This window comes from Corynebacterium lujinxingii, from assembly GCF_014490555.1.
In the GTDB taxonomy this organism is placed as follows: Bacteria; Actinomycetota; Actinomycetes; order Mycobacteriales; family Mycobacteriaceae; genus Corynebacterium; species Corynebacterium lujinxingii.
Map to the genome: position 1 here is coordinate 1033229 of NZ_CP061032.1, position 23975 is coordinate 1057203.

Below are 23975 nucleotides of genomic sequence, written 5' to 3' on the forward strand. Positions count from 1 at the left end.
AGGATGCCTATTGGTCGAGACGCCGCCGTGACCACGACGGCGGGGGATACGCGTCCTGCAGTAAGCATCTAGGCAGGGTACGCATCCTGGGGTAAGCATTTGGGGCAAAAGGAAAACCCCCGCCCCGGGAAAACCCGGTTGCGGGGGAGAAGCCGTAAACGGCGAGTGGAGCTTAGTTGGTCTCCGGAACGACAGCATCGGTGACGTCCTCAGCGTTCGGTGCGTCCTCCGGGACGACTGCGTCGGTTGCCTGGTCGACGACGTTGGTCTCGGTCGCGTCAGCGTCGGCCTCGGCCGGAGCGGACTCCTCGACTGCGGCGGACTCGTTAGCGGCGCCGCCCTCGACGGTGGTGGTCTCGTTGACGACCTCGGTTGCCGCGGTGGTGGTGGAGGTGACGGTCTCGTTGTCGCCCTCGTCGTCACCAGAGAACAGCGACCACAGCAGAGCGATCAGCAGCAGCGCCGCCAGGATGCCCAGCAGCCACTTCCACCAGCCGCCGCCACCGTTGTCTTCGTCGGTGACTGCGGTGGAGCCGCCGGTGGTGCGGGCCGGGGTGGTGCCGGTGGTGCGCTCGGTGGTGGTGCGCTCGGCGCGGACATCCTTGGCCGGCTCGGTGACACGCTTCGCGTCGATGTCGCGTGCATCGATGTCGCGGGCGTTAACGTCCTTCGGGAGGTCCTTCGGGTCGATATTGCGCGGATCGATGTTCTTCGGATCGTTCGGGTTCGTCATTGTCTAAAAGTCCTTTCGTGTTAACTCAGCCCTGTCCGCGAGAAACGCATGCGCGTTCCACACGGGCAACACTTTGTGTGAACGGTCACCCAGAGTAGCAAAAATGCGGGTGTAGGCGGCGTGATTCTTAAGCCCTACTTGAGGGATTTTGCGGAGTTTCCCCTCGTGAGGGCGCCGCTCGTTGAAGCTGGATTCATTTTCAATAAGTTGTCAGTAACAGTGCGGGTTCTCTATGGTTGGTCGTTATGAACCACCACAACCACGGCCACGTGCACGCCCATTCGTCCCCGCAGGACGCGCCGCTGATGGCGATTGCGGGGGCGCTCACGATTACCGCGACGGTGTTTTTCGCCGAGTTGGCGGGCGGGATCATCTCCGGCTCGGTGGCACTGCTTGCGGATGCAATGCACATGCTTTCCGACGCCGCCGGGTTGATCGTCGCGCTGGCGGCGGTGCTCGTCGGCAAGCGGGCCGCGAATTCGCGCGCGACCTACGGTTACCGCCGGGTGGAGGTGCTCGCTGCGCTGGTGAACGCGGCGACGGTGCTGGCGGTGTCGGTGTGGATCGCGGTGGAGGCGATCGGCCGGCTGCGCACGCCGGAGCCGATTGAGACCGGCCCGATGATGATTGTCGCGGCGATTGGGTTGGTGGCCAACGCGCTCTCGGCGTGGATGCTGCGTGCGCAGCAGGGCGACTCGATCAACGTGCGCGGGGCATACCTGCATGTGCTGGTAGACATGCTCGGCTCCGTGGCGGTGTTGGTCGCGGGAGCAATCGTTGCGACGACCGGTTTTACAGCCGCCGACCCGATCGCCTCGTTGCTCATCGCCGCGATGGTGTTTCCGCGTGCGTGGGCGTTGATGACGGAGTCGGCCGGCGTGATGTTGGAGCGGGTGCCGGATGGGTTCGATGCGCGGGTCGTCGAGACGCAATTGCGCGGAGTGGACGGGGTGGCGGACTTGCACGATCTGCACCTGTGGTCGCTAGACGGGGTGTCGGTGATTGCGACGGTGCACATTGTGGCTGGCGAGGGGCGCGACAGGAACAAGTTGCTCGACCGTGTGCAGGCGGAATTGAAGGAGTTGGGCGCGGGGCACGCGACGGTGCAAATTGAGCCGCCGGAGCATATCGACCACGAGACGGTGTGCTGATTGTGGCCTACGCTTGGCCGCATGGGGTTTACCACGCCGAGTTATTCGCTGACTGACCTGTTTTCCCGCGCCGAGCGCGGCGAGTTGCAACTGCCGGATTTCCAGCGCTCCTACATCTGGGATGTGGACCGGGTGCGCACGCTGGTGACGTCTGTGCTGCGCGGCTACCCGGTGGGGTCGTTTCTTGCGCTGGACACGCGCAATACGGCGCAGCGTTTCCGTCCGCGTCCGCTAGAGGGGGTGCAGGCGGGCGACACGCAGCCCGGGCTTGTGCTTCTCGACGGTCAGCAGCGCCTCACCTCCCTGTTCCACGCTTTTCAGGGCGACGGGCAGGTGCATACAGTGGACTATCTCGGCCGTGCGATCACCCGTCGGTTCATGGTGGACGTGCGCAAGGCAGTCTCCCACGCGCCGATGCCGGTGGAGGCGGTCTTTGCTGTCGACGAGCACGGAGTGGTGCGCTCGCACTTCGGCCCCGAGATCCCGGGCGGGATCCAGACGGTGGACGACATGGTGGAACACGCGGTGATTCCGGTGTCGACGCTGCTGTGGAAGGAAGGCAACGACTTACTCGTCGACATGGCGGCGAATAGCGGCGACGAAAATGTGCGCACTGCCGTGAAGCAGTTCATCGATGAGGTGATGAAGGGTCTTCCGGCGTACGACATCCCGGTCATCCGCCTCGAGCGGGAAACGTCGCAGGCCGGGGTGGGGCAGATCTTCGCCTTCGCCAACTCTGCCGGGGTGCAAATGGATGTCTTCGAGCTGCTCACCGCGGTTTTCGCCACCCAGGACCCGGAATTTGAGCTGGCCCGCCACTGGGCGGGGGTGACCAAGCAGCTCCACGATTACCCGGTGTTAGACGGCCTTACCCGCGTGGACTTCTTGCGCGCGTTGTCGCTGCTGTTGACGAGCCGGCGCGGCCCGGCACTGGGGCACCGCGGCGATATTTTGAACATCACGCTCGAGGAATACCTCGCGCACGCCGAGGAGATGGTGCGCGGTTTCGAGACAGCGGCGCAGTTTTTGAGCGAGCGCCGGATCGTAGCAGCGGCCCAGGTGCCGTATCCGGCGCAGCTGATCCCCTTGGCGGTCATCCTCGCGCGGCTGGCGGAGACGCCGGACGCGCTTGCGGAGCCGCAGGCACAGGACCGGCTCAACCGCTGGTTCTGGTCGGGCATCTTCGGCGAGCTCTACGGCTCGCACGCCCCGACGATCCGCATCGGTGTGGACGTCACCGAGGTCACCCCGTGGGTGCGCGGCGAGACCGATACGGTGCCGCGCACAGTGGCGGACGCGCGCTTCCACGAATCGCGGCTGTTGACCGCTGGGCCGGAGTCGGGCGTCTACCGCGGGTTGTACTCGCTGCTGATGTCTCGCGGAGCACGCGATTGGCGCACCGGCGAGCTGTTTAACGAAGACACTGTTTTCGATCTGAAGCCGCGTTTTTGCCGCGTGTTCCCGAATAAATACCTGGCCGCCCACGGTGTCACTGGCGACGTCGCGAATTCGGTGCTCAACCGCACCCCGATGGGCAGACGCACGGAACTGGTTGTGGAGGACAACGAGCCGAAGCGCTACCTTCCCCGCCTGCAGTCGAAGTCGCTGCTTGACGACGACGAGTTCGACGCCGTCGTCGAAGGCCACGAAATCGATGCCGATATGCTGATGCGATCCGATTGGCAGGGCTTTCTCGACGACCGCCGCGAACGCTTCATCGGCATGATCGAGTACGCCATGGACCGCGACGCGGTCCGGGATTGGCACCAGCCCGGCCCCGCGCAGGCCGACGAACCGGCAGAAGGGTAAGCGCAGCGACCTTGAACACTTCGCGATTCCGCACCGCAGTGTGCGCTGTCAGTGGTGCGGCACTGTTGGCCGGCTGCACACCGGACGTCCAACTCGACGCCCTCGAGCAAGCGAAAACCGCCAATCTCGCCCGCCACGTGTCGGCGGAGTTTCCCGCCGAGCCGACTGTGGTAGATGACCCGCTCGGCTTCGAGACCGCATCGATGTTCTTCCCGCGCTCCGAGACGCTCGTGCTTTGCGACGACACCCTCGAGGCCCAACTACGCGCCGCCTCGATTGCCGTGGCGGCGCACGCCCCGATGCTTGTCTACGACACCGCACGCCACGCCGACTACGTCTCCCTGATCGCGGACATGCGCACCGTCACCGTGCTCACGGTGGGCGATGTGGCGATGGCGCCGTCGTCAGGCGCAATGCGCATCCGCCGCGACCCGGGCGGGATCCGCGCCCTCGGGGAGATGACGTCGCTGCGGTTTAAAGAGCAGCTGGTACGCGATGTCAACGACGCTGCCCGCGCTGTGGCTGACATCGACCAGAACGACCCGACATGGCTGCGCGCCGCATGGGCCGACCCGGTGACCAAACCCGGCGCTAAGGCCGAGCCGTTTCCGGTCCAGTCGCGCCGCGACGCCAACATGGCGCCACAGGTGGTGGCCACCTGGGAGTCGTCCATCCCGTCGATCGCTAACGCCCGCGGTTACGGGGCGACCGTCACCATGGTGCCGCTGGCGGACCCGCGCCGCGCCCAGGAGACACTGTTCGCAATGGCGGGGCTGGGGGACAACCCGCTCATCGCGCTCGGCAGCCAGTTCGGCAGCAGCGAAGAACTCGGCTTCCGGATCCGCCAGGCGGAACGGCACTACAGGGCGCCGTAGCAAGGCGCCACCACACCGCGAGGTATTAGACTTAACTAATGCATTCGAACCCCCGCATCGTCATCGCAGACCCCATCGCGCCGGCCGCCGAAACCATCCTGCGCAGTAACGCCACCGTGCAGCGCGTAGCTGGCACGCGCCGGGCGGAACTGTTGGAAGCGGTCACCCACGCCGACGCGCTCATCGTGCGCTCGGCCACCACCGTCGACCGTGACGTGTTCGACGCCGCGTCGGACCTGCGCGTCGTCGGCCGCGCCGGGGTGGGCGTGGACAACATCGACCTCGACGCGGCCCGCACGCGCGGGGTGACGGTAGTTAACACCCCGACGGCGAACATCCACTCCGCCTGCGAGCACGCCATCGCGCTGCTGCTTGCCGCCGCGCGGCACATCCCGGCGGCTGACGCCTCCGTGCGCGGCGGGGGATGGGACCGCTCCAGGTTCCAGGGCGTGGAAGTGTTCGGCAAGACGGTCGGCGTGATCGGCTTCGGCCGGGTGGGGCAGCTGTTCGCCGAGCGTATTTCCGCCTTCGGTACCACGGTGGTCGCGGCGGATCCGTACCCCGATCGTGAAGCCGCGCAGCGCCTCGGGGTGCGCATCGTGCCGCTCGAGGAGCTCATGGCCGTCTCAGACTTCGTCTCGGTGCACGTGCCAAAGGTGCCGGAAACGCACGGGCTCGTCGATACGCGCCTGCTCTCGCACGCCAAGCCCGGGCAAATTCTGGTCAACGCGGCGCGCGGGGGAGTCGTCGACGAGCATGCGCTTGCCAACGCCCTACGAGACGGGCGCATCCGCGCTGCGGGCATCGACGTGTTCGAGCAAGAACCGCCTGAAAGCTCGCCGCTTGTGGGGCTGGACGGGGTCGTCGTCACGCCGCATTTGGGCGCTGCGACCCAGGAGGCGCAAGACCGGGCCGGCACCGACATCGCGCACGCGGTGCTCGCGGTGCTTCGCGGCGGGGGCGCGCCGGGTGTCGTCGTCTAGCGGGAGTGCTACTCTGGGCGCCAGCGTCTACACAGTGAGAAAGGTGTCCCAAAATATGAAAATTGCGGTGATTGCAGGCGACGGCATCGGCCCGGAGGTCATGGAGGAAGGCCTCAAGGTGCTGCGCGCCGTCCGCGACGACGTGGAGACGACCGACTACGACCTCGGCGCCCGCCGCTACCTGCGCAACGGGGAGCTGCTTACCGACGACGACCTGGCCAGCCTGCGCGAGCACGACGCCATCCTGCTCGGCGCCATCGGCGATCCGGAGCGTGTTCCGGCCGGCGTGCTCGAGCGCGGCCTGCTGCTGCCGCTGCGCTTCAAGTTGGACCACTACGTCAACCTGCGCCCCTCGAAGCTGTACCCCACGTCGACGAGCCCGTTGGCCAACCCCGGCGAGATCGACTTCATCGTCGTGCGCGAGGGCACCGAGGGACTCTATGCGGGCAACGGCGGAACGCTGCGTCAAGGCACCCCGCACGAGGTTGCATCGGAGGTGTCGCAAAACACCTACTTCGGCGCCGAGCGTGTCGCGCGCTACGCCTTTGAACTGGCGATGACCCGCAACAAAAAGGTCACGCTCGTGCACAAGACGAACGTGTTGGTCAACGCCGGTGGGCTGTGGCAGCGTGTCGTCGACGAGCTCGCCGCCGAGTTCCCGGAAGTGCAGGTGGACTACAACCACATCGACGCCGCCACGATCTACATGGTGCAAGACCCGTCGCGCTATGACGTCATCGTCACGGACAACCTCTTCGGCGACATCCTCACCGACCTCGCGGGCGCAGTCGCCGGCGGCGTCGGCCTGGCCAGCTCGGGCTGCATCAACGCCGCTGGCGAGCACCCGTCGATGTTCGAGCCAGTCCACGGCTCCGCCCCCGACATCGCAGGCCAAGGGATCGCGGACCCGACCGCGATGATCCTTTCGGTGGCCATGATGCTGCGCTTTATTGGCGACGAGACCAACGCCTCGCGTATCGAAGCAGCAGTGGAGCACGACGTGAGCCAGCGCGGCGACACACCCGTGCGAACCGCCGAGGTGGGTGACCGCATCGCCGCCGCGCTCGCGTAGTGTTTAGCGCATGGTTTCACCCCGGAAGATGACCCGTGCCACGCTCGCCGCACTGTGCGCCTCAGCACTCGTGCTCACCGGATGCAGCACCGACGAGGCCGGCAACGGCGCGTCGGAAACCGACGACCAAGGCCGCGAGGCGCTGAAAACAAACGGCGACGAGGTCATCCAGGACCCAGACGGCACCGGTGCCGAGGTCTCGCAGCGGTTCTTCGAGTCTTCCGACACCGTGGTCGTCTCTGCAAAGGACCGTGAACAGCAGCTGCAGGCTGCGGCTATTGCAGCGGAGCTGGGCGCGCCGATGCTCGTGCGCCTCGACGGCACCGACGAGACCGTCGACGCCGAGATCGAGCGCCTCGGCGCATCCAAGGTGATCAATGTCCCGGGCGACGACGCTTCAATTGAAAAAACCGCTCCAGTCGAATCCGCGGACAAGGCCGGCGACGTAGCTGCCATTGCGGCGCTCGAGCCGAAGAACCCGCGTGACCTGGTGATGCCGCCGGTGTTCGCCACCGCGGTATCCTCGCGCGCATCCGTCGCCACCGCCCGCGCGGCCGGTGCGGACGTGCAGGTGCTGGCGGCGCCGGACCCGCGGGCGTCGTCGCAAAGCATGCGCGATGTGACCGAGCAGGACGCGCTGGCGCTCGGTCGCCAGTGGGGTTCGAACGAGAACTTCCAGGCGCGCGCCGCACTCGCCTCCAACGGCGAGCTGCCGGGCGGCGGCGGATTGGTCTTCCCGGGCCGCCGCATGATCGCGCTTTACGGCCACCCCTACGGCCCGGACCTCGGCCTGATGGGCGAGCAGGACCCGGCCGCCGCCGTGGAACTGGCCAAGGAATACGCGTCGCGCTACGAGCCACTCGACGACCAGCCGATCATCCCGGCGTTCGAGGTTATCGCCTCTGTAGCCTCCGAATTCCCGGGCGATGACGGCAACTTCTCTAACGAGACGCCGATCGAGGACATCGCGCCTTACGTCGACGCGATTGTGGACGCCGGCGGGTACGCCGTGATCGACCTGCAGCCGGGGCAAGGCAACTTCTTGGAGCAGGCGAAGATCTATGAGGATCTGCTCAAACGCCCGAATGTGGGGCTTGCGCTCGACGCAGAGTGGAAGTTGAACCCGGGTGAGGAGCCGCTGTCGCGCATCGGCAGCGCCACCGCCGCGGAGATCAACGAGGTCGCCGACTGGCTCGCAGCGCTCGTGCGGGATAACGATCTGCCGCAAAAGGCGATGATCTTGCACCAGTTCCAGGTCGCGATGTACCCGGACCGCGAGAACATCGTCACCGGCCAACCCGAGCTGGCGTGGATCCTGCACGCGGACGGCCACGGTGTGCCGGAGCAGAAGTTCGACACGTGGAATGTCTTGCGCCAGGGGCTGGATCCGAACTACTTCATGGCGTGGAAGAACTTCATCGACGAGGACTCGCCGACGTTCACCCCGGAGCAGACCTACGCGGACGTCAACCCGCGCCCGTGGTTCGTGAGCTACCAGTAGTTCACGAAAACGGTCCCGCCGGGCCGGCCGGCCACGCTACGCTTCCGGCATGAGCGTGGAATTAGACGAGATCTCAGGGTTTCTCGGGCGGTATGAGCCGTTTTCAAGCCTGCCCGAGGAAGAACTCCGCGCGCTACCGGCGCAGATGGGGATCACGTATGTGCGGCGTGGCAACATCGTCGTGGATGTCGGCCAGCCCAAGACACGCTGTTTGTCATCCGTTCCGGCGCAGTCGACATCGTCTCGGACGACAACCTTTTGCTCGACCGGCGCGACACTGGGCTGAATTTCGGGTACTCCACGCTCGTCGGCGCGCGTGAATCGCGCTACCTCATGGAGGCGGTGGAGGATAGCGCGAGTGCTTGTCGACGACGCCCTGCTGGCCGTCGACGTCGAGACCACCGGGTTGAAGCCCGACCGCCACGAGTTGGTCTCCATCGGGTGGGTGCCGGTCGACGGGCGAGTGATCGATCTCGCGCGGGCCGAATACCACGTGATTTCCGGGGCGCAGGTGGGCGACAGCGCCACGATCCACGGCGTGACCGACGACGACATCGCCCTCGACGGGGCGGAGCCTGCTCGAGGCGTTTCTGCGTGCGATCGAGGGGCGCCGGCTACTGGCCCATTTCGCGCAGATGGAGCTCGGGTTCGTCGGCAAGCTGCACCGCGACGTCACGGGCAAGCGCTGGGGGCTGCGTGATGCCGAGGTACGCGACACGTTTGCCATGGAGCGACGGCACATGGAGCGCATGCGCACGTATCCGCGCGGGGAGGACCTCCGGCTCGCACGCGTGCGCCAGCGCTACAATCTCCCGGCGTACAGCAACCACAACGCGCTGACAGACGCGGTCGCGTGCGCGGAACTCTACCTGGCGCTGACCGCCGAATAGCGCCACAGGCCAATGTTGGTTGTATGCTCGGTCACATGCGTTTTGGACGAATTGCCACACCTGAAGGGATGACGTTCGCCGTCATTGACGACGAGGGGAAGACTGCGAAAGCCATCGCCGGCACCCCGTTTACAGAACCCGAATACACCGGCAAAGAGTACGACCTCGACCAGGTCCGCCTGCTGGCCCCGACGCTGCCGTCGAAGATCGTGGCAGTCGGCCGCAACTACGCCGACCATGTCGCCGAGGTGTTCAAGAAGTCCGCGGAAGATCTGCCGCCGACGATCTTTATCAAGCCGTCGACGTCCGTCGTCGGCCCAGGCGCGCCGATCAAGATCCCGGAGTTTGCCACCGGAGTGGAGTTCGAAGGTGAGCTCGCGCTCGTCATCGGCGTGCCGTGCAAAAATGTCAAGGCTGAAGACTGGAAGTCTGTGGTGCGTGGCGTGACCATCATTAACGACGTCTCCTCGCGTGACCTGCAGTTTGCCGACGGTCAGTGGGCGCGCGCGAAGGGCATGGACACCTTCGGTCCGATCGGTCCGTGGATTGAGACGGATCTGGACAAGTTCGACTTTGCCAACCTGCCGATCAAGGCCCACCACACCCACGAGGGCACAACGGAGACGAAACAGGACTCCAACTCGAACCAGATGATCAAGTCTGTCGGCGAGATGGTCGAGTGGGTTTCCGCGTCCTTCACGCTGCTGCCGGGCGACGTTGTGGCCACGGGCTCGCCGGCGGGCACCGCGGAGATGGTGCCGGGCGACTATATCGAGGTGGAAATCCCGGGCATCGGCAAACTCGGCAACCCGGTCGAGCGCGCCTAGCGCGTCTCAACCGCCAGCCGGCTACAGGCCGAGCGCGCGCATGATGGTGCGCAGCTTGGCCGTGGTCTCGTCGAGCTCGGCCTGCGGGTCCGAGTCCGCCGTCAGGCCGCCGCCAGCCCACGCGCGGGCGCGGGTGCCGTCGGCGTTTACCTCGGCGCAGCGGATAGCCACCATGTACTCTCCGTCGCCTGCCGCGTCGGTGTAGCCGACCGCGCCCGCGTAGAACCCGCGGTCCGACTCCGCAGTTGTGATCAGCGCCTCAGCAGCCGACGACGGCGTGCCGCACACTGCGGGGGTGGGGTAGAGGCGCAGCGCTAGATCCAGCGCGGTGGGCGACGGATTTTTCAACGTCCCCTTGATGGGGGTGGCCAAGTGCCACATCTCGCTCGTCTTTTCCAGCACGGGGCGCTGCGCAATCTCGAGCTCGGTGCACAGGGGCGCGAGGACGTCGCGAATGTGCTCGACGACGAAACGGTGCTCGTCGAAGTCTTTTTTCGACCCCGCCAGCGACGCGGCGGCCGCGCGATCCGCCACCGGGTCGTTTGGCACCCGCGCGGCGGATCCTGCCAGCGGAAACGAGGTGACAGTGTTGCCGCGGCGGCGCACCACGACCTCGGGGGAGGAGCCGACGAGGAAGTGACCGACTCGGCCTGCCGGCGTGAGATCGGCGATAAAGCCGTCGTGGGTGTAGGACAAATCGATCAGCCGGGCCGCCACCAGGCGCGGATCCACCGGTGGATCGAAGGCGATATCGACAGCGCGGGCGAGCACGACCTTGTCCAGCAGGGAGCTGCGGATCGTGGATACAGCGGCCTCGACACGGCTCAGGTGTTCCTCGGGGGATGGGTCGACGTCGATAAGCATCGCGTTGATCTGCGAGCCCGGACCGACGCGGTAGTAGGGGTGAGGCTCGAGCGGGCCTGGCTCGCGGATGATCGTCTGGGGGACGGTGAGCGCCGCCGGGCAATCCTGGTCGAACGGCAGCGCGCCAACAACCATCTCCACCTCACCGCGCTCGATGGCGTCGATGGCCTGCCAGGCGTCGGAAAACGTGCGATCCGCGCCTTGGGTGCGCACGGATCCGTCAGCGCGCGAGAGCAAGAAGTCTGGCGCGGACGCGGGGCGGTTCACACCTGTGCCGGTGAGCGGGTTCGAGGACATGGGGGACTACTCTAACGGCAACGCGCCCGACAGTTGTCGTCGGACCAGTTGCTCAGCTGTGCCTGTGGGTTTATTGTTGCCTGTGTGAAAAATGTGAACAACGTGGCTGGACGTTCAACGCGTTCTAGCTGGATGCGGAAAACTCTCGCGGGCGGCGCGGCGGCTCTTATGGCGGCAGTGGCGGCGCTCACCCCGGTCAACGCCGGCGCGCAGGACCTCTCTTCGCAGCTCAACGACCAGGTCAACGGCGTTGTACAAGGTGTGAACAAGGCGGCGGCAGACGCGGCCAACCAGGCCAACGCGGAATGGAACAAGTTCGTGCAGATGGCCAACGAATCCCTGCCGCCGGGATCGTCCCTGCCGTTGAACCCGGTTCCCGCACCCAAGGTGCCGGCTCCGGCACCCGCACCTGCTCCGAAGCCGGCCCCGTCACCGCGCGGTTGGGCCCCGCAGGCACCGGCACCGGTGGCCAACGGCACCAACGGCGAAATCCGCGCCGCCGGCCGCAGCTACCTCATCTGGGTCCCGCGCGGCTACAACCCGGCACGCCCGACCCCAGTGATGGTGGGCTACTCCGCCTACCAAGACTCCACCGAAAACTTCCGCAACTACTCGCGCCTGCGCGAGTCCTCTGTCGGCCGCGACGCAATCATCGTCTACCCCCGCGCCATTGGCGCGTCGTGGGAAGGCTCCGCAACCGCGGCGACCCGCCCGGGCCAGGACATCGCCTTCGTTCGCGCGATGATCAACGACGTGCAGCGCTACTACAACATCGACCGCCGCCGCATCTACGCCACCGGCATGTCCACCGGCGGCGGCATGGCAGCGGTGTCCGCCTGCCACATGGCTGACCTGTTCGCGGGTGTTGCCGGTGTCTCCGGGGCCTACTACGCCCCAGTCAACAGTGGCTGCCAGAACCTGCCGATCGCGTTCATGGCGCTGCACGGCACGAACGACACGCTTACCCCGTACTACGGCACGGTCCGCCGCGGTATGCGCGTGCTGCCGGTAACCGACTTGTTCCGCTCCTACGAGCGCCGCAACGGCTGTGCCGGCGGTGTGGACACCCGTCCGGCCGGCCACAACGCGACGCGCGTGTCGGCCCGCGGCTGCCGCAAGGGCGTCGAGGTGATCAAGGTGCACGGCTCCAACCACTTCTGGTGGTACTCGCCGTCGGCCGCCGACGAAATGTGGGCCTTCCTCATGCGTAACCCGAAGTAGACGCCTGTGCCACAGAACGCACCTGGTAACCCGCCGGGTGCGTTTTTTCGTATTGGGGGGGGTAGCGGCCCCGCCCCCCTGAAACGAAAGAAACCAGCGAACTAATCCCAGCGAATCACGCATTTCAGGCAATTCGCTACGACTAGTTCGCTGGAAACTTCAACGGGACGCAGCGCGGAGGGACGCAGAGCAGAGCGCAGGCAGCGGCGACCTACAGCCCCTCGACGACCTCGTCGCGGGCGGCGACCAGGTTACGCAGCGAGGGGCCCACCTCGGCGTAGCCGCGGGTCTTCAGTCCGCAGTCGGGGTTGACCCAGTGCAAAGGGGCACGGTTGGTCGTCGTCAAGCGTGTCGCGTCGCGCGCTACCATTGCGACCATGACTGAAACCTCGAATATGCGCGTACGTTTTTGCCCGTCGCCGACCGGCACCCCGCACGTGGGCATGGTCCGCACGGCCCTGTTCAACTGGGCGCAAGCCAAGCATTCCGGCGGCACGTTGGTGTTCCGCATCGAAGACACTGATGCTGCACGCGACTCGGAGGAGAGCTACCAGGCGATCATCGATTCGCTCGAGTGGCTCGGCCTCGGCTGGGACGAGGGTGTCAACGTCGGTGGCCCGCATGAGCCGTACCGCCAGTCGCAGCGTTCCGACATCTACGCCGACGTGCTGAACAAGTTGATCGAGGCGGGCGAGGTGTACCCGGCGTACTCCACCAATGAGGAGGTCCAGGAGCGCCACAAGGCAGCCGGTCGCGACCCGCAGCTGGGCTACGACAACTTCGACCGCGACCTCACCCAGGAGCAGATCGACGCGTTCGAGGCTGAAGGCCGCAAGCCGGTGTGGCGCCTGCGCATGCCGGATCAGGACTGGACCTGGAACGACCTGGTGCGCGGCGAGGTGACCTTCAAGTCGGAGACCCAGCCGGACTACGTCGTCGCCCGTTCCAACGGCGCGCCGTTATACACGCTGGTTAACCCTGTCGACGACGCGCTGATGGGCATCACCCACGTGCTGCGTGGCGAGGACCTGCTGTCCTCCACGCCGCGCCAGCTCGCTCTCTACGAGGCGCTCAAGCGCATCGGAGTTGCCGAGTTCACCCCCGAGTTCGCGCACCTGCCGTTCGTGATGGGGCAGGGCAACAAGAAGCTGTCCAAGCGCGACCCGGAATCCAACCTGTTCAACCACCGCGACAACGGCATCATCCCCGAGGGAATGATCAACTACCTCGCACTGCTGGGCTGGTCGCTGTCCGCGGACCAGGACATTTTCTCCGTCGACGAGTTCATCAAGGCCTTCGACGTCGCCGACGTTTTGGGTAATCCGGCCCGCTTCGACCAGAAGAAGCTCGAGGCGATCAACGCCGACCACATCCGCCTACTCGAGCCGGAGGACTTTAAGAACCGTCTGCGCGAGTACCTCACCGAGTACACCGATTTCCCGGCCGACTACCCGGAAGACAAGTTCGCCATCGCGGCGGATCTGGTGCAAACCCGAATCAAGGTGCTGTCGGAAGGCTACAACCTGCTGAAGTTCCTCGTTACCGCCGACGAGGACTTGGTGCTGGACGAAAAGAGCGCGAAGAAGAACCTCAAGGACACCGCTGTCGAACCGCTGGATGCCGGCATCGCCGCTCTGGAGGCCATCGACGAAGGGGAATGGACTACCGCGAACATCGAGGCAGCGCTGAACAAGGCGCTTATCGACGATCTCGGGCTGAAGCCCCGCGTCGCCTTCGGCGCCCTTCGCGTGGGCACTACCGGCGCGGCCGTGTCGCCGCCGCTGTTCGAGTCCATGGAGCTGCTTGGCCGCGAGTCCACCCTGAAGCGCCTCCGCGCCGCCCGCGAGGTCACGCCGTACCAGGCGGCCCAGTAGTTACAACGCTGTTGTTCTGCCCGTTATGGCCGCCGCGTTTTTATGTGGTGGCCTGCGGATTTGGTGGCTTAAGCGGTTCATGGTTATAGTTATCCACGTTGTTCAGCCAGACAGGCGCGAAACCGAAAGGAAAAGCGCAGGTCAGCGCTGAAAAACGATGGCCTATGGTGTAATTGGCAACACTACGGTTTCTGGTACCGTCATTCTAGGTTCGAGTCCTGGTAGGCCAGCTACAGAACAATTTACGTTCTGTTTCCTAATGCCCCGTTCGTCTAGCGGCCTAGGACGTCGCCCTCTCACGGCGGTAACACGGGTTCAAATCCCGTACGGGGTACAAGTTAGAAATCTCCGCTCGGCTTTATGCGAAGCCGAGTGGAGATTTTTGTATGCGCGTGTGGGGCACGCGGCGCAGACCTGGATGTCGAGTGGTACTCGCTGGTGGAAGGCACGCACAGTTGGGGCCTATTTGAGAAGTCAATGCGCAAAAGTTGGGACACGATCGGCCCGACACTTGAGGTGGAGAGCTTCGAGCGCGAAAATCCGGTGACGAAGACACCGTTGGCGGAAGATACCCCGCAACCGGTCGGCGGCTCGTCAGGATCGAGCAGTTTACGGCCCTGACGTGGCGATTTGTTGGTAAACAACACCATGCTTTATCTTTAACAAGTCGCAAACAGCGAGCGCGCCCCGTTCGTCTAGCGGCCTAGGACGTCGCCCTCTCACGGCGGTAACACGGGTTCAAATCCCGTACGGGGTACAGATGGAAACCTCCGATCCGGTTCGACGGGTCGGAGGTTTTCGCGTTGGTAGCGTGGGGCGGGTGACCTCCCTGGACTTTTTTGAACTTGATGTCTTTGCTACCGGCGCATTTACCGGCAATCCGCTCGCGGTCATCTGTGGCGCCGACGATCTAACGGACGAACAGATGCAGCAGATTGCCGCGTGGACGAACTTCTCCGAGACGACGTTTTTATTGGAACCGACTAGTGACGACGCCGACTACCGCGTGCGCATCTTTACTCCGGTCGAGGAGTACGACTTCGCCGGCCACCCGACCCTCGGCACGGCCAAGGCATGGCTCGAACTCGGTAACACCCCTCGCACGCCCGGCCAGGTGGTCCAGGAGTGCGGGGTGGGAAATGTGCAGGTGCGTATCGACGACACCTCGCTCGCCTTCGCCACCCCTTCGCTAAAGAACGACGCACTGCTTGACGACGGCGAGATTGCCGAGGTGTGCAAGGCGTTCGGCGTCGCTAAGCAATCGCTTGTCGCGGCAGCCTGGGGCGACAACGGCCCGGGCTGGCGCCTCGCGTTGTTGGATAGCGTCGAGACGTTGCGCGGACTCGAGCGCGCGGCGGAAAGTGGGCTCAAGGTCGCGTTCGCGGCGCTGACCGGTGATGTGAATCCGGCGTACGAACTGCGCGCGTTTACACCGACGTTCGAAGACCCGGTCACCGGTAGCGCGAACGGCGCGATGGCGCAGTGGCTGCGCTCGCGTGGCGACGTGCCGGAGCGCTACACGGTGTCGCAGGGCACCGCGCTCGGCCGTAATGGCCGGGTGGAGATTGCCGACGATGGCAACGACATCTGGGTTGGCGGTGCCGTGGGGGTTCGGGTGCGGGGGCAGATTGTCGTCGATTAGCACACGCGTTCGGGTGTTGTGGTGGTCGTGTCGGGCTGGCTTTTAGGGTGAGAAGCGTTCCCGGCAGAAAGGACCCAACCATGGACCATTACCTTCCCGCAGCCTCTCCGCAGTTGCTCCGCGCCATCAATACCGCCGCGCTCGCGCACCGAGGGCACGTGCGCAAGGGCACCGACATCCCGTACGTCTCCCACGTGTTCGCGGTGATGCATCTTGTCTCTCAGGTGACTGATGACGAAGACGTGCTTATCGCCGCGCTGTTCCACGACATTCTGGAGGACGTCCCGGAGGCTTACAGCGCTGAACAGATGGCTACTGATTTCGGCGACCATGTCGTCGACCTCGTACGCGGGGTGACCAAAGACGACACATTGACGGATTGGCAGGAGCGCTCCGAGGCGTATCTAGCGCACCTGCGCAGTGCAGACGAGGGTAGTGTGCTCGTTTCCGTGGCAGACAAGCTGCACAACCTGCTGTCCATCCACGCAGACCTCGACGTGATCGGCGACGAGCTGTGGGGCAGGTTTAACTCGCCAGTGGAGCGGCAAGTGTGGTGGTACCGCTCGGTGTACGAGGTGGCGCGCGAGAAGCTTCCGAATAACGCGCTGTTAGACGAACTTGGACGGCAGGTAGAGCGACTGGAACGACGCACGGCATAAGGTGGGGCGCATGGATGTAACACCTACTACCAGCGCCGGTGTGCTCAGCACGATCGGCGGCACTCCACTTGTGGACCTCACCGTCGGGTTTCCATCTGCGGGCGAGGCGACAGTGCACGGCAAGCTCGAGTCGTTTAACCCAGGTGGCAGCGCGAAGGACCGCACCGCCCGCGCGATGGTTGCCGACGCGACCGAAAAAGGTCTGCTGTACCCGGGCGCAGTCGCGGTGGAGTCCAGCAGCGGCAACCTCGGTATCGCGCTCGCGCGGGAGGCCGTGGCCGGTGGCTGGCAGTTCCACTGTGTGGTGGATCCGCGCACGAACCAGGCGACGTTGTCGATGATCGCAGCACTCGGCGCCACGCTGCACCCGGTAACCGAACCGGACCCTGCAACAGGGGATTGGCTCACAGCCCGGCGCAACCTGGTCGCGCGGTTGAAAGAGGAGCTCGGGGCGGTCAACCTCGACCAGTACTCCAACCGCGCAGCTTTCGACGCGCACGACCAGGGCACCATGCGCGAGATCGTCCAGCAGCTAGGCCACGCACCCGAGATGCTTGCTGTTGCGGTGAGCACCACCGGCACAGTCGGCGGGTGTTTGAAGCACATCCGCGAAAACGGCTATGGCACCAAGGTCGTGGCGGTGGACGCGGAAGGATCGGTGCTGTTTTCAGGAGAGCGTGGCGAGCGGATACTGCCCGGCTACGGCGCCGGCGTGGTCACCGATCTGTCTCAAGAGGTTGAGCCGGACCGGGTAGTGCGCGTCGCAGCGGAGGATGCTGTCCGCTCCGCGCGCCGTCTTGCACGAGCCACCGGGTTCGTACCGGGCGCATCCGGCGGGGCGGTGGCGTGGGCCGTGGATACGCTCCTGCGCGAGCAGGCGGCGTCAGAGATCGTTGCGGTGTTCCACGACGACGGCAGGGCGTATCTGGACACTGTGTACAACGACGAGTGGGTCAGCGAGACCTTTCACAAGGAGGCGTAAACGATGAAGGTTGCCATCATCGGCGCAGGGCCGCGCGGGCTATGGGCAGCGGAGGCACTCATGGAACGCGCCCGACAGTGCGGAGCGCAGATCGATCTCACCGTGTTTAGCGATGCACCGCGCACTGAGCTCTCGGCACCCGGGGCGTTTGGCCAATCAGTGCCGGAGCAGTGGATTTTGAACGCGCCGAAGACGATCGTCGAAACGCAGCTCGGCCCCCTTGACCCGGACGACGAGCTCGATGGCATGTTCCCGCCGCGCCGCCGCGTGGGCGAGCACCTCGAAGCTTCCTGGGATGCGCTCGAGAAGCACCTCCCGCCGACGTGCGCGTTGAATTTCAAAGTCGAGCGCGTCGATGCTCTTTCTCCTGCCGACGGCGGGGTCCGAGTCGGCGCAGAGCAGTTCGCGGAAGCCATAATTGCCACCGGGCATGCCTACGACTGGCCGGGCTCGCTCGCGCACGACGACCTCGGGGAGCTCCCAGTCATCGCCCCGGTGTACCCCGCGACGAACCTGGACGCGGTGGGCAACGAGGATGTCGCGCTGGTGCGCGGGGCGGCGCTGACGTTTATCGACGTCGTGCGCTACGCCAAAGCGAAAGTGTTTTATCCCGTCACCCGCTCCGGGCGTTTCATGGAAGTCAAGGCGTACCTCGATGATGACCAGGCCCGGGAAGCGAAACCAGCCATCGAGGCCGCCTGCTGTGCCATTCTGAACTGCGAATCGCTCGCGGAGCTGCGGGACATCTTGGTCGAATGCGCCGCGCAGGTCCTAGCCGTCGTCGGCGGCAAGGGCACTGTCGACGACATTCGCGCGGTGTTGGACGGCGAGGACTTCACCGGCGACCCGGTAGCGGAGCTGCGCGCCTCGGTCGCTGCCGCCAGTGGCGAAACGCCCTGGACGACGGCCATCGCTGCAGGTGTAGTGTTCCGCGAAACCTACGATGCGCTTATCGAGCGCGTCTCCTTCGGTGGCCGCGAAACGCTCGGCCGTGCAGACTTCGACGCGTTTACTTCCACGATGGAGCGCGTCGCGTTCGGTCCGCCGGTGGAGTCCGCATCTGAAATGCTCGCGCTTATCGACGAGGGCCGCATCCGCACCGATGCCTTCGACCGCGGCAACGACGACCTGCGTGATGTGGCAAACGATGTCGGGGCAACTGTGGTGATCGACGCGGTGAACGCGCCGGCCGGAGTCGTGGAAGGCACGCTTGTCGGCAACCTCGTCGAGCAGGGAATTGGACAGCGTTACGCCGATACCAACGCGTTGTACGTCGAGCGTGACGGCACGCTAGTCGGGCAGCAGCACATCGCTGCGGCCGGTCGGATGAACGAGGGCTTCATTCTCGGCCACGACACGCTGCGCCGCGACAAGCACCACGTCGTCGATAGCTGGGCGGACCGGGTCAGCGCCCGCGCGATGGCGGATCCGGAGCGCGTGCACGGCCTGCCACCGCTCGAGCCGAAGCACTTCGATTGGTCCGATGAGTTGCTTGCCGACGCGGAAGCGTGCGACGGCCTCCTCGAACGCTTCGGCAGCCCAGTCAACGTGCTCAACGCCGAGCCGATGCGTAACAACATCGACGAACTCGTCGCTGCCGGCGAGCGCATGGGTGTTGAAACCAAGGTGTTCTTCGCGCGTAAGGCGAACAAGGGACTGTTGTTCGTCGACACGGTGCGCGATACCGGCCACGGCGTCGACGTCGCTAGCGAGAACGAACTGCGCCAGGTGCTCGACCACGGCATGCCGGGGGAGCGCATCATTTGTTCAGCCGCAATCAAGCCGGATCGGCTGCTGCAGTTGGCAATCGACAACGGCGTGGTCATCTCCACGGATAACCGCGCCGAGTACGACCGCATCCGCGCACTCGCTGACGCCGCCGGCACGACTGCGCTTGTTGCACCCCGCCTGGCGCCCGATCCGGAGACGATGCCGCCGACCCGATTCGGTGAACGCCTCGCCGACTGGGCCACCCACCTTACAACCCCAGTCGAAGCAGTACGCGTCGTCGGCGTGCATGCGCACCTGCACGGCTACGCCGCCGCTGACCGCTCCGCAGCGCTGCGTGAGTGCATGAGGCTTATCGATTCGCTGGTGAAGGCCGGACACAACCCCGAGTTCATCGACATCGGCGGCGGCGTGCCCATGCGCTACCTCGAGCACGAACAACAGTGGCGCGACTACCTGGACGCGATCGCAGCGCAGCGCGAAGGCTACGCCGCCCCGTTCACGTGGAAGTCCGACCCGCTGACCAACACCTACCCGTACTGGCAAGAACCCGCCCGGGGGACGTGGCTGGAGCAGGTGCTTGCCGACGGCGTCGCCGAGGGGCTGCGCGCGCGGGGACTGCGCCTTCATTTGGAGCCGGGGCGCTCGCTTCTCGACGGCTGCGGTCTCATCCTCGCCCGCGTCGCCTTCGTCAAGACTCGCTCGGATGGGCTGCCGCTGGTCGGGCTGGAGATGAACCGCACGCAGTGCCGCACTACGTCGGACGATTACCTCACCGATCCCGTCCTGGTGAAGCGCACGGGCAACTCTGAAGCGGTCGAGGCATTCCTCGTCGGGGCGTACTGCATCGAAGACGAGCTAATCTTGCGCCGCAAAATCCGCTTTCCCAAGGGGGTTGCGGCCGGCGACATCGTCGCGATTCCGAACGCGGCCGGCTACTTCATGCACATCCTGGAAAGCGCCTCGCACCAAATTCCGCTGGCAAAGAACGTGGTGTGGCCGGGCGGCGAGTTGGACGCGATCGATCGCCGCTAATATCTCAACCACAAACGCGCAGCGCCCCGCCACTTCGATGTGAAGGTGGCGGGGCGAAGCCGTTCCGGGAGAGCCGGCGACTAGATGTTGTACTTGTTCCGGATGTCCTGCACGAGCTGCGGGTTCAGGGTGATCAGTACGGCAGCGATCGCGGCTGCCACTGCGAACAGAATGCCGAGCACGGTCAGGATGATGCCGCCGGTGCTGCTGCCCGCAGCGCTGCCGTCCGCCGACCGGGCAGAATCATCCGGCGCGGAAGAGTCGGCCGTGGTGGGCGACGGCTCAGAGGTTGCGTTCTTGGTGATCTCGGTCGTGGAGGTCACCGTCGTGGTCTGCGTGACAACCTGCTTGACGGTGGTCGGCACCGTCTTGGTCTTCTCCACAACCAAGGTGGACGGTGAGGTGACCGTCGAGGTCTCCGTCACCGTGGCCTTACCCACCGAGGTCGTGGTGGTGGGGACAGCCTTTTCCGTGGTCACCGTGGAGGTGACAACGTCGGGGACGGGGGTTGCGGTCGTCGTCACGGTGGACGGCGCAGCAGCGGACGTGCTGGCCTGCTCCGAGGTCGCCGCGGTCGTTGTCTGCTTCGAGGTCGCCGGCGCGGCGGTGGTTTCTGCTTCCTCAGCAGCGTCCTTCTTGCGCAGCGTGACCTGGTCCACCACGTACGGGGTGTTGATGTTGTAGGTGGTGATCTTCAGCTCATCGGGGGAGACGTCGATGTTGGAGTAGTCCGGGTTGTAGTCCTGACGCCAGCGCGCTGTGGAGTCGTGCGCCAGATCGTGGGCGCGCTCCTCGCGGATGTTCGGGTAGGTCGTGCCGTTTTCGTCCTGGAAGTCGTAGTACTTGCCGCCGGTCGCGGTGGTGGAGGTGACGTAGAGGACCTCGTTGTCGTCCGGGATCAAAATGTCGCCGGACTTCGACGCGCCCTCGGGGATGACGGCCTCTGCGCCGTTCATCAGGTGGGTGCGGGTGTAGATGTGGTCGTGGCCGCTCAACACCAGGTCGACGCCGGCTTCAGACAGCTTCGGGGTGAGCGATTCGCGCAGAGCGACGACGTCGTCGTCGGTGTAGTGCGTGCCCTGAGAGAACGGGGCCTGGTGGATACCGACGATGATCCAGTCCGCCTCCGCGCCTTCCTCGGCGATGGTGGTGTTAACAAACTCTGCGTGGGTGTCGATGTCCGCCTGGCTCGAACGGTTGCCGTCCAGTCCGATGAACAGCACGTTGTTGTAGTTAAAGAAGTAGTTCGCGGTGTCGTCGACTTCATTGGGCAGGAAGTAGGTGTCCTGGAAGTGGCGGTCCGGCGCGTACGTTTCGTGGTTGCCCTTCAACACGGCGAGGCGGTACTCGTGCAGCTTCTCCGGAGCGGTGAACTCCTCGAGCTGCTTGACCGGTGCGCCCCAGCCCTCGACCTGGTCGCCCAAGTGCATGATGAACGCGGAGTCCGGGTGCTCGCCGGTTGCGGTGTTAACTGCCTTGTTCCAGGCGGCAGACTGCTCGCTGATTTTCGCGCCGACGCCGATTTGGGCGTCGGCAAGCGCAAGGAAGTTCCATGAGTCCGAGTTTTCGCCGGTGGTGAACGTGCGCGGCTCGGTGTAGCCGCGGCGCTCGCTGCCGACGCGGTAGACGTACTCTGTGGCCGGCTCGAGGCCGGTCATGGTCGCCTCGTGCGGGTAGAAGACAGCCGCGTTGTAGGGCCCGCGCGGGGATTCAACGGTGGTCACGTTGCCTGCGTCGTCGGCCGGCCAGTACTCCAGGTACTGGGTTTCGTTGGTCTTGGACTGCCACGCGAGGTTCGCCTCGGTGGCGTCCGAGCCGATGCCGAGCACCAGGCGGCTGATCTTGGTGTTGATCGCGCCTTCTGGCGCATCCGCGGCGACGGCGGTGGTCGCGGAGCCGAACAGCGAAATGACGACCGCGGTCGCAATGGCGCCGCGGCGGACGGAATGGGAGTGGCGGGAGCACGAGACAGTCATGGTTGCCCACCTAAGTCACGCCGTTTTAACAGCCGGTTACAAGTACGAAGACACCTTGGTGAATTGATGGTGAACTCTGGGCAACTTTGCGCTGTCCTTATTGCGTGAACCTTGGAGCTGGTTGACAGTGAGCGCTATGAGCTCGAAGTCCCGTGTCAATCGTCGTGTATTCCTGCAAACCATCGCCGTGTCCGCCGCCGCAGTAGCGGTCGGCACCGGCGGGGCCTTTGCCGCCCGCCGCGGGACCGTGTCCACCCCCGATATCCCAGTCCCGGCCGACCAGTGGAATCTGCCGTTTCTACACGGTGTGGCCTCGGGCGATCCGCTGCCGGACCGTGTGGTGCTGTGGACGCGTGTGACTCCGTCGCGCGAGGCGCTGCCAGGCTCCGGGCTTGGCGACGACACCGAGCTGGAGTGGCAGATCGACACCTCGGACACCTTCGACAACCCGAAGACCGGAACCGTGACCGCCAATGTGGAAAACGACCACACCGTCCACGTCGATGCGGATGGGCTGGAGCCGGCAACTGAGTACTTCTACCGTTTCATTGTGAAATCCGGGGAGCACGCCGGCGCCGAGTCGCTGACTGGCCGCACCCTGACGGCCCCGGCCGAGGATGCGGAGCTCGACCAGCTCAATCTCGCAATCGCGTCGTGCGCCAACTGGGAGTCCGGTTTCTTCGCCGCCTACGGGGATATGGCCCAGCGCGCACGTACGGGCGAAATCGATCACGTGGTCTTTCTCGGCGACTACATCTACGAGTACCCGACCGGCGAGTACGCGGGCAAAAGCGGCGTGGCGCGCATGCACCACCCGGAGTGGGAGATCACCACGCTGGAGGATTACCGCCAACGCCATGGCCGCTACCGCACCGATTTGAACCTCCAGGCCGCGCACGCCGCGTGCCCGTGGATCGTGGTGTGGGACGACCACGAGTCCGCCAACAACAGCTGGCGGGACGGCGCGGAAAACCACACCGACGGCCGCGTGGAAGGCGAGTGGAAGGAGCGTCAGGCCGCGGCGACACAGGCCTACTACGAGTGGTTGCCGGTACGCAGGGAGGCACTGCCAGGGGACCCGGGTATCTACCGCTCGTTTACCTTCGGCACCCTGGCTCAGCTCACCATGATGGATTTGCGGTCCTTCCGTGACGAGGAAACAACCGGGGCAAACTTTGCTAACGACGACCGCACGATGCTCGGTACCGACCAGTTCAACTGGGTGGCCAAGCAACTGCAAGAATCCAACGCGCGCTGGGATGTGCTGGGCAACTCGGTGATGGTCTCGCCGATGCGTTTTGTCACCATTCAAGACGACGAAAAGGCCAACATCGCGTCCGGCTACATCAAGGAGCGTGCGACCGGTATCGCGGTGAATTCCGACCAGTGGGACGGCTACGCCGCGGAGCGCGACCGGCTGCTCACCATGCTCGACGAGCAGGAATCGAACGCGCTGTTTCTCACCGGCGACATCCACTCGGAATGGGCGAACTCAATCGCATCCCCGTCCGGTTTCGGCGAGATTGGCTGCGAGATGGTGACCACCTCGATCTCTGCGCCGAATGTGGACGAGATTCTCACCGACGTGTTCGGCACGTATCACCCGGAGGATAACTCCACCTCGCTGCTGGTGGAAAAGACGATCCGCGACTACAACCCGTGGGTCAACCACATCGACTTCGACGCCCACGGCTACGGCATCGCGAGCATTCACCACGACTTCGTGGATATGCTGTACTACCGCGTTTCAGACGTGGAGGACCCGGATGCCGCAGTCAGCCTCGGCACGAAGCGTCAGTGGCGCATCGGCGAGGGGTTCGTCGAGGCATAGGCTGCCTATCGACGACGGCCGCGAC

The 23975-nt window shown here is 65.1% G+C and carries 18 protein-coding genes, 3 tRNA genes and 2 pseudogenes; 19 read left to right on the plus strand and 4 right to left on the minus strand.

Translation table 11 applies throughout. The features are described from left to right. Positions 1–172: 172 nt before the first annotated feature. The gene (locus IAU68_RS05150; RefSeq protein ID WP_171193419.1) at positions 173–733 is read right to left on the minus strand and encodes a hypothetical protein; all 561 of its coding nucleotides are present in this window, start codon (positions 731–733) and stop codon (positions 173–175) included. A 245-nt stretch (positions 734–978) separates the two neighbouring features. Here IAU68_RS05150 and IAU68_RS05155 point away from each other — a divergent pair, with 245 nt between their 5' ends. The 9 genes and pseudogenes from IAU68_RS05155 to IAU68_RS05195 all read left to right on the plus strand — a co-directional run bounded on the left by IAU68_RS05155 (position 979) and on the right by IAU68_RS05195 (position 9841). Beyond that, a complete protein-coding gene (locus IAU68_RS05155) occupies positions 979–1884 on the plus strand; it encodes a cation diffusion facilitator family transporter (protein WP_171193418.1) in 906 nt (301 codons plus the stop codon). Positions 1885–1905: 21 nt separating this feature from the next. Then, positions 1906–3693: a DUF262 domain-containing protein gene (locus tag IAU68_RS05160; RefSeq protein WP_171193417.1), complete on the plus strand. Its 1788-nt coding sequence runs from the start codon at positions 1906–1908 to the stop codon at positions 3691–3693. 11 nt (positions 3694–3704) lie between these two features. After that, positions 3705–4568: a hypothetical protein gene (locus tag IAU68_RS05165; protein WP_171193416.1), complete on the plus strand. Its 864-nt coding sequence runs from the start codon at positions 3705–3707 to the stop codon at positions 4566–4568. Between the two features lie 38 nt (positions 4569–4606). After that, positions 4607–5551: a hydroxyacid dehydrogenase gene (locus tag IAU68_RS05170; protein ID WP_171193415.1), complete on the plus strand. Its 945-nt coding sequence runs from the start codon at positions 4607–4609 to the stop codon at positions 5549–5551. Positions 5552–5606: 55 nt separating this feature from the next. Continuing rightward, positions 5607–6623, plus strand: a complete 1017-nt coding sequence (locus IAU68_RS05175; protein WP_171193414.1) for a 3-isopropylmalate dehydrogenase — start codon at positions 5607–5609, stop codon at positions 6621–6623. A 10-nt stretch (positions 6624–6633) separates the two neighbouring features. Further along, complete coding sequence (locus IAU68_RS05180) at positions 6634–8124, plus strand: cell wall-binding repeat-containing protein (RefSeq protein ID WP_171193413.1); 1491 nt, start codon at positions 6634–6636, stop codon at positions 8122–8124. A 49-nt stretch (positions 8125–8173) separates the two neighbouring features. After that, positions 8174–8410 carry a hypothetical protein gene (locus IAU68_RS05185; protein WP_171193412.1) on the plus strand — a complete coding sequence of 79 codons (237 nt, stop codon included), beginning with the start codon at positions 8174–8176 and terminating at the stop codon, positions 8408–8410. 63 nt (positions 8411–8473) lie between these two features. Continuing rightward, positions 8474–9014: pseudogene (locus tag IAU68_RS05190) on the plus strand (3'-5' exonuclease). A gap of 35 nt (positions 9015–9049) precedes the next feature. Continuing rightward, complete coding sequence (locus IAU68_RS05195; protein ID WP_171193411.1) at positions 9050–9841, plus strand: fumarylacetoacetate hydrolase family protein; 792 nt, start codon at positions 9050–9052, stop codon at positions 9839–9841. Between the two features lie 21 nt (positions 9842–9862). Here the strand turns inward: IAU68_RS05195 and IAU68_RS05200 are convergent, their stop codons facing one another. Further along, positions 9863–11002 (minus strand): isochorismate synthase, encoded by a 1140-nt coding sequence (locus tag IAU68_RS05200; RefSeq protein WP_171193410.1) that lies wholly within the window; start codon positions 11000–11002, stop codon positions 9863–9865. Positions 11003–11104: 102 nt separating this feature from the next. Between IAU68_RS05200 and IAU68_RS05205 the strand changes: the two genes are divergently transcribed. Next, complete coding sequence (locus tag IAU68_RS05205) at positions 11105–12223, plus strand: alpha/beta hydrolase family esterase (protein ID WP_186337531.1); 1119 nt, start codon at positions 11105–11107, stop codon at positions 12221–12223. A gap of 211 nt (positions 12224–12434) precedes the next feature. On the opposite strand, the pseudogene IAU68_RS11480 reads toward IAU68_RS05205, so the two are convergent. Beyond that, positions 12435–12608: pseudogene (locus IAU68_RS11480) on the minus strand (hypothetical protein); the annotation flags it as partial. Between IAU68_RS11480 and gltX the strand changes: the two are divergent. The 8 genes from gltX (at position 12601) to IAU68_RS05250 (ending at position 20143) form a co-directional block, all read left to right on the plus strand. After that, positions 12601–14097: a glutamate--tRNA ligase gene (gene gltX / locus IAU68_RS05215; protein ID WP_202880178.1), complete on the plus strand. Its 1497-nt coding sequence runs from the start codon at positions 12601–12603 to the stop codon at positions 14095–14097. The pseudogene IAU68_RS11480 and the gene gltX sit on opposite strands and share 8 nt — an antisense overlap. Positions 14098–14255: 158 nt before the next feature. After that, positions 14256–14327 (plus strand) — tRNA-Gln (locus IAU68_RS05220). Between the two features lie 31 nt (positions 14328–14358). Beyond that, a tRNA-Glu gene (locus tag IAU68_RS05225) sits at positions 14359–14431 on the plus strand. A 350-nt stretch (positions 14432–14781) separates the two neighbouring features. Next, a tRNA-Glu gene (locus tag IAU68_RS05230) sits at positions 14782–14854 on the plus strand. A 63-nt stretch (positions 14855–14917) separates the two neighbouring features. Beyond that, the gene (locus tag IAU68_RS05235) at positions 14918–15739 is read left to right on the plus strand and encodes a PhzF family phenazine biosynthesis protein (protein WP_231699105.1); all 822 of its coding nucleotides are present in this window, start codon (positions 14918–14920) and stop codon (positions 15737–15739) included. A gap of 80 nt (positions 15740–15819) precedes the next feature. Further along, positions 15820–16398 (plus strand): HD domain-containing protein, encoded by a 579-nt coding sequence (locus tag IAU68_RS05240; protein ID WP_171193407.1) that lies wholly within the window; start codon positions 15820–15822, stop codon positions 16396–16398. A gap of 10 nt (positions 16399–16408) precedes the next feature. Then, positions 16409–17380, plus strand: coding sequence for a pyridoxal-phosphate dependent enzyme (locus IAU68_RS05245; protein ID WP_171193406.1), 972 nt, complete (start codon positions 16409–16411; stop codon positions 17378–17380). A 3-nt stretch (positions 17381–17383) separates the two neighbouring features. Continuing rightward, a complete protein-coding gene (locus IAU68_RS05250) occupies positions 17384–20143 on the plus strand; it encodes an FAD/NAD(P)-binding protein (RefSeq protein WP_171193405.1) in 2760 nt (919 codons plus the stop codon). A gap of 80 nt (positions 20144–20223) precedes the next feature. On the opposite strand, the gene IAU68_RS05255 is transcribed toward IAU68_RS05250, so the two are convergent. Then, entirely contained in the window at positions 20224–22119 is a 1896-nt protein-coding gene (locus tag IAU68_RS05255) for a purple acid phosphatase family protein (protein ID WP_171193404.1), read from the minus strand. A 136-nt stretch (positions 22120–22255) separates the two neighbouring features. On the opposite strand from IAU68_RS05255, the gene IAU68_RS05260 reads away from it, so the two are divergent. Continuing rightward, positions 22256–23950 carry an alkaline phosphatase D family protein gene (locus IAU68_RS05260; protein WP_171193403.1) on the plus strand — a complete coding sequence of 565 codons (1695 nt, stop codon included), beginning with the start codon at positions 22256–22258 and terminating at the stop codon, positions 23948–23950. Positions 23951–23975: the final 25 nt, after the last annotated feature.

Bases quoted from the DNA above. Each gene is read 5' to 3' on its own strand.
- IAU68_RS05150 (WP_171193419.1), bottom strand. From the start codon at position 733: ATGACGAACCCGAACGATCCGAAGAACATCGATCCGCGCAATATCGAC.
- IAU68_RS05155 (WP_171193418.1), top strand. From the start codon at position 979: ATGAACCACCACAACCACGGCCACGTGCACGCCCATTCGTCCCCGCAG.
- IAU68_RS05160 (WP_171193417.1), top strand. From the start codon at position 1,906: ATGGGGTTTACCACGCCGAGTTATTCGCTGACTGACCTGTTTTCCCGC.
- IAU68_RS05170 (WP_171193415.1), top strand. From the start codon at position 4,607: ATGCATTCGAACCCCCGCATCGTCATCGCAGACCCCATCGCGCCGGCC.
- IAU68_RS05175 (WP_171193414.1), top strand. From the start codon at position 5,607: ATGAAAATTGCGGTGATTGCAGGCGACGGCATCGGCCCGGAGGTCATG.
- IAU68_RS05180 (WP_171193413.1), top strand. From the start codon at position 6,634: ATGGTTTCACCCCGGAAGATGACCCGTGCCACGCTCGCCGCACTGTGC.
- IAU68_RS05185 (WP_171193412.1), top strand. From the start codon at position 8,174: ATGAGCGTGGAATTAGACGAGATCTCAGGGTTTCTCGGGCGGTATGAG.
- IAU68_RS05195 (WP_171193411.1), top strand. From the start codon at position 9,050: ATGCGTTTTGGACGAATTGCCACACCTGAAGGGATGACGTTCGCCGTC.
- IAU68_RS05200 (WP_171193410.1), bottom strand. From the start codon at position 11,002: ATGTCCTCGAACCCGCTCACCGGCACAGGTGTGAACCGCCCCGCGTCC.
- gltX (WP_202880178.1), top strand. From the start codon at position 12,601: ATGACTGAAACCTCGAATATGCGCGTACGTTTTTGCCCGTCGCCGACC.
- IAU68_RS05240 (WP_171193407.1), top strand. From the start codon at position 15,820: ATGGACCATTACCTTCCCGCAGCCTCTCCGCAGTTGCTCCGCGCCATC.
- IAU68_RS05245 (WP_171193406.1), top strand. From the start codon at position 16,409: ATGGATGTAACACCTACTACCAGCGCCGGTGTGCTCAGCACGATCGGC.
- IAU68_RS05250 (WP_171193405.1), top strand. From the start codon at position 17,384: ATGAAGGTTGCCATCATCGGCGCAGGGCCGCGCGGGCTATGGGCAGCG.
- IAU68_RS05255 (WP_171193404.1), bottom strand. From the start codon at position 22,119: ATGACTGTCTCGTGCTCCCGCCACTCCCATTCCGTCCGCCGCGGCGCC.
- IAU68_RS05260 (WP_171193403.1), top strand. From the start codon at position 22,256: ATGAGCTCGAAGTCCCGTGTCAATCGTCGTGTATTCCTGCAAACCATC.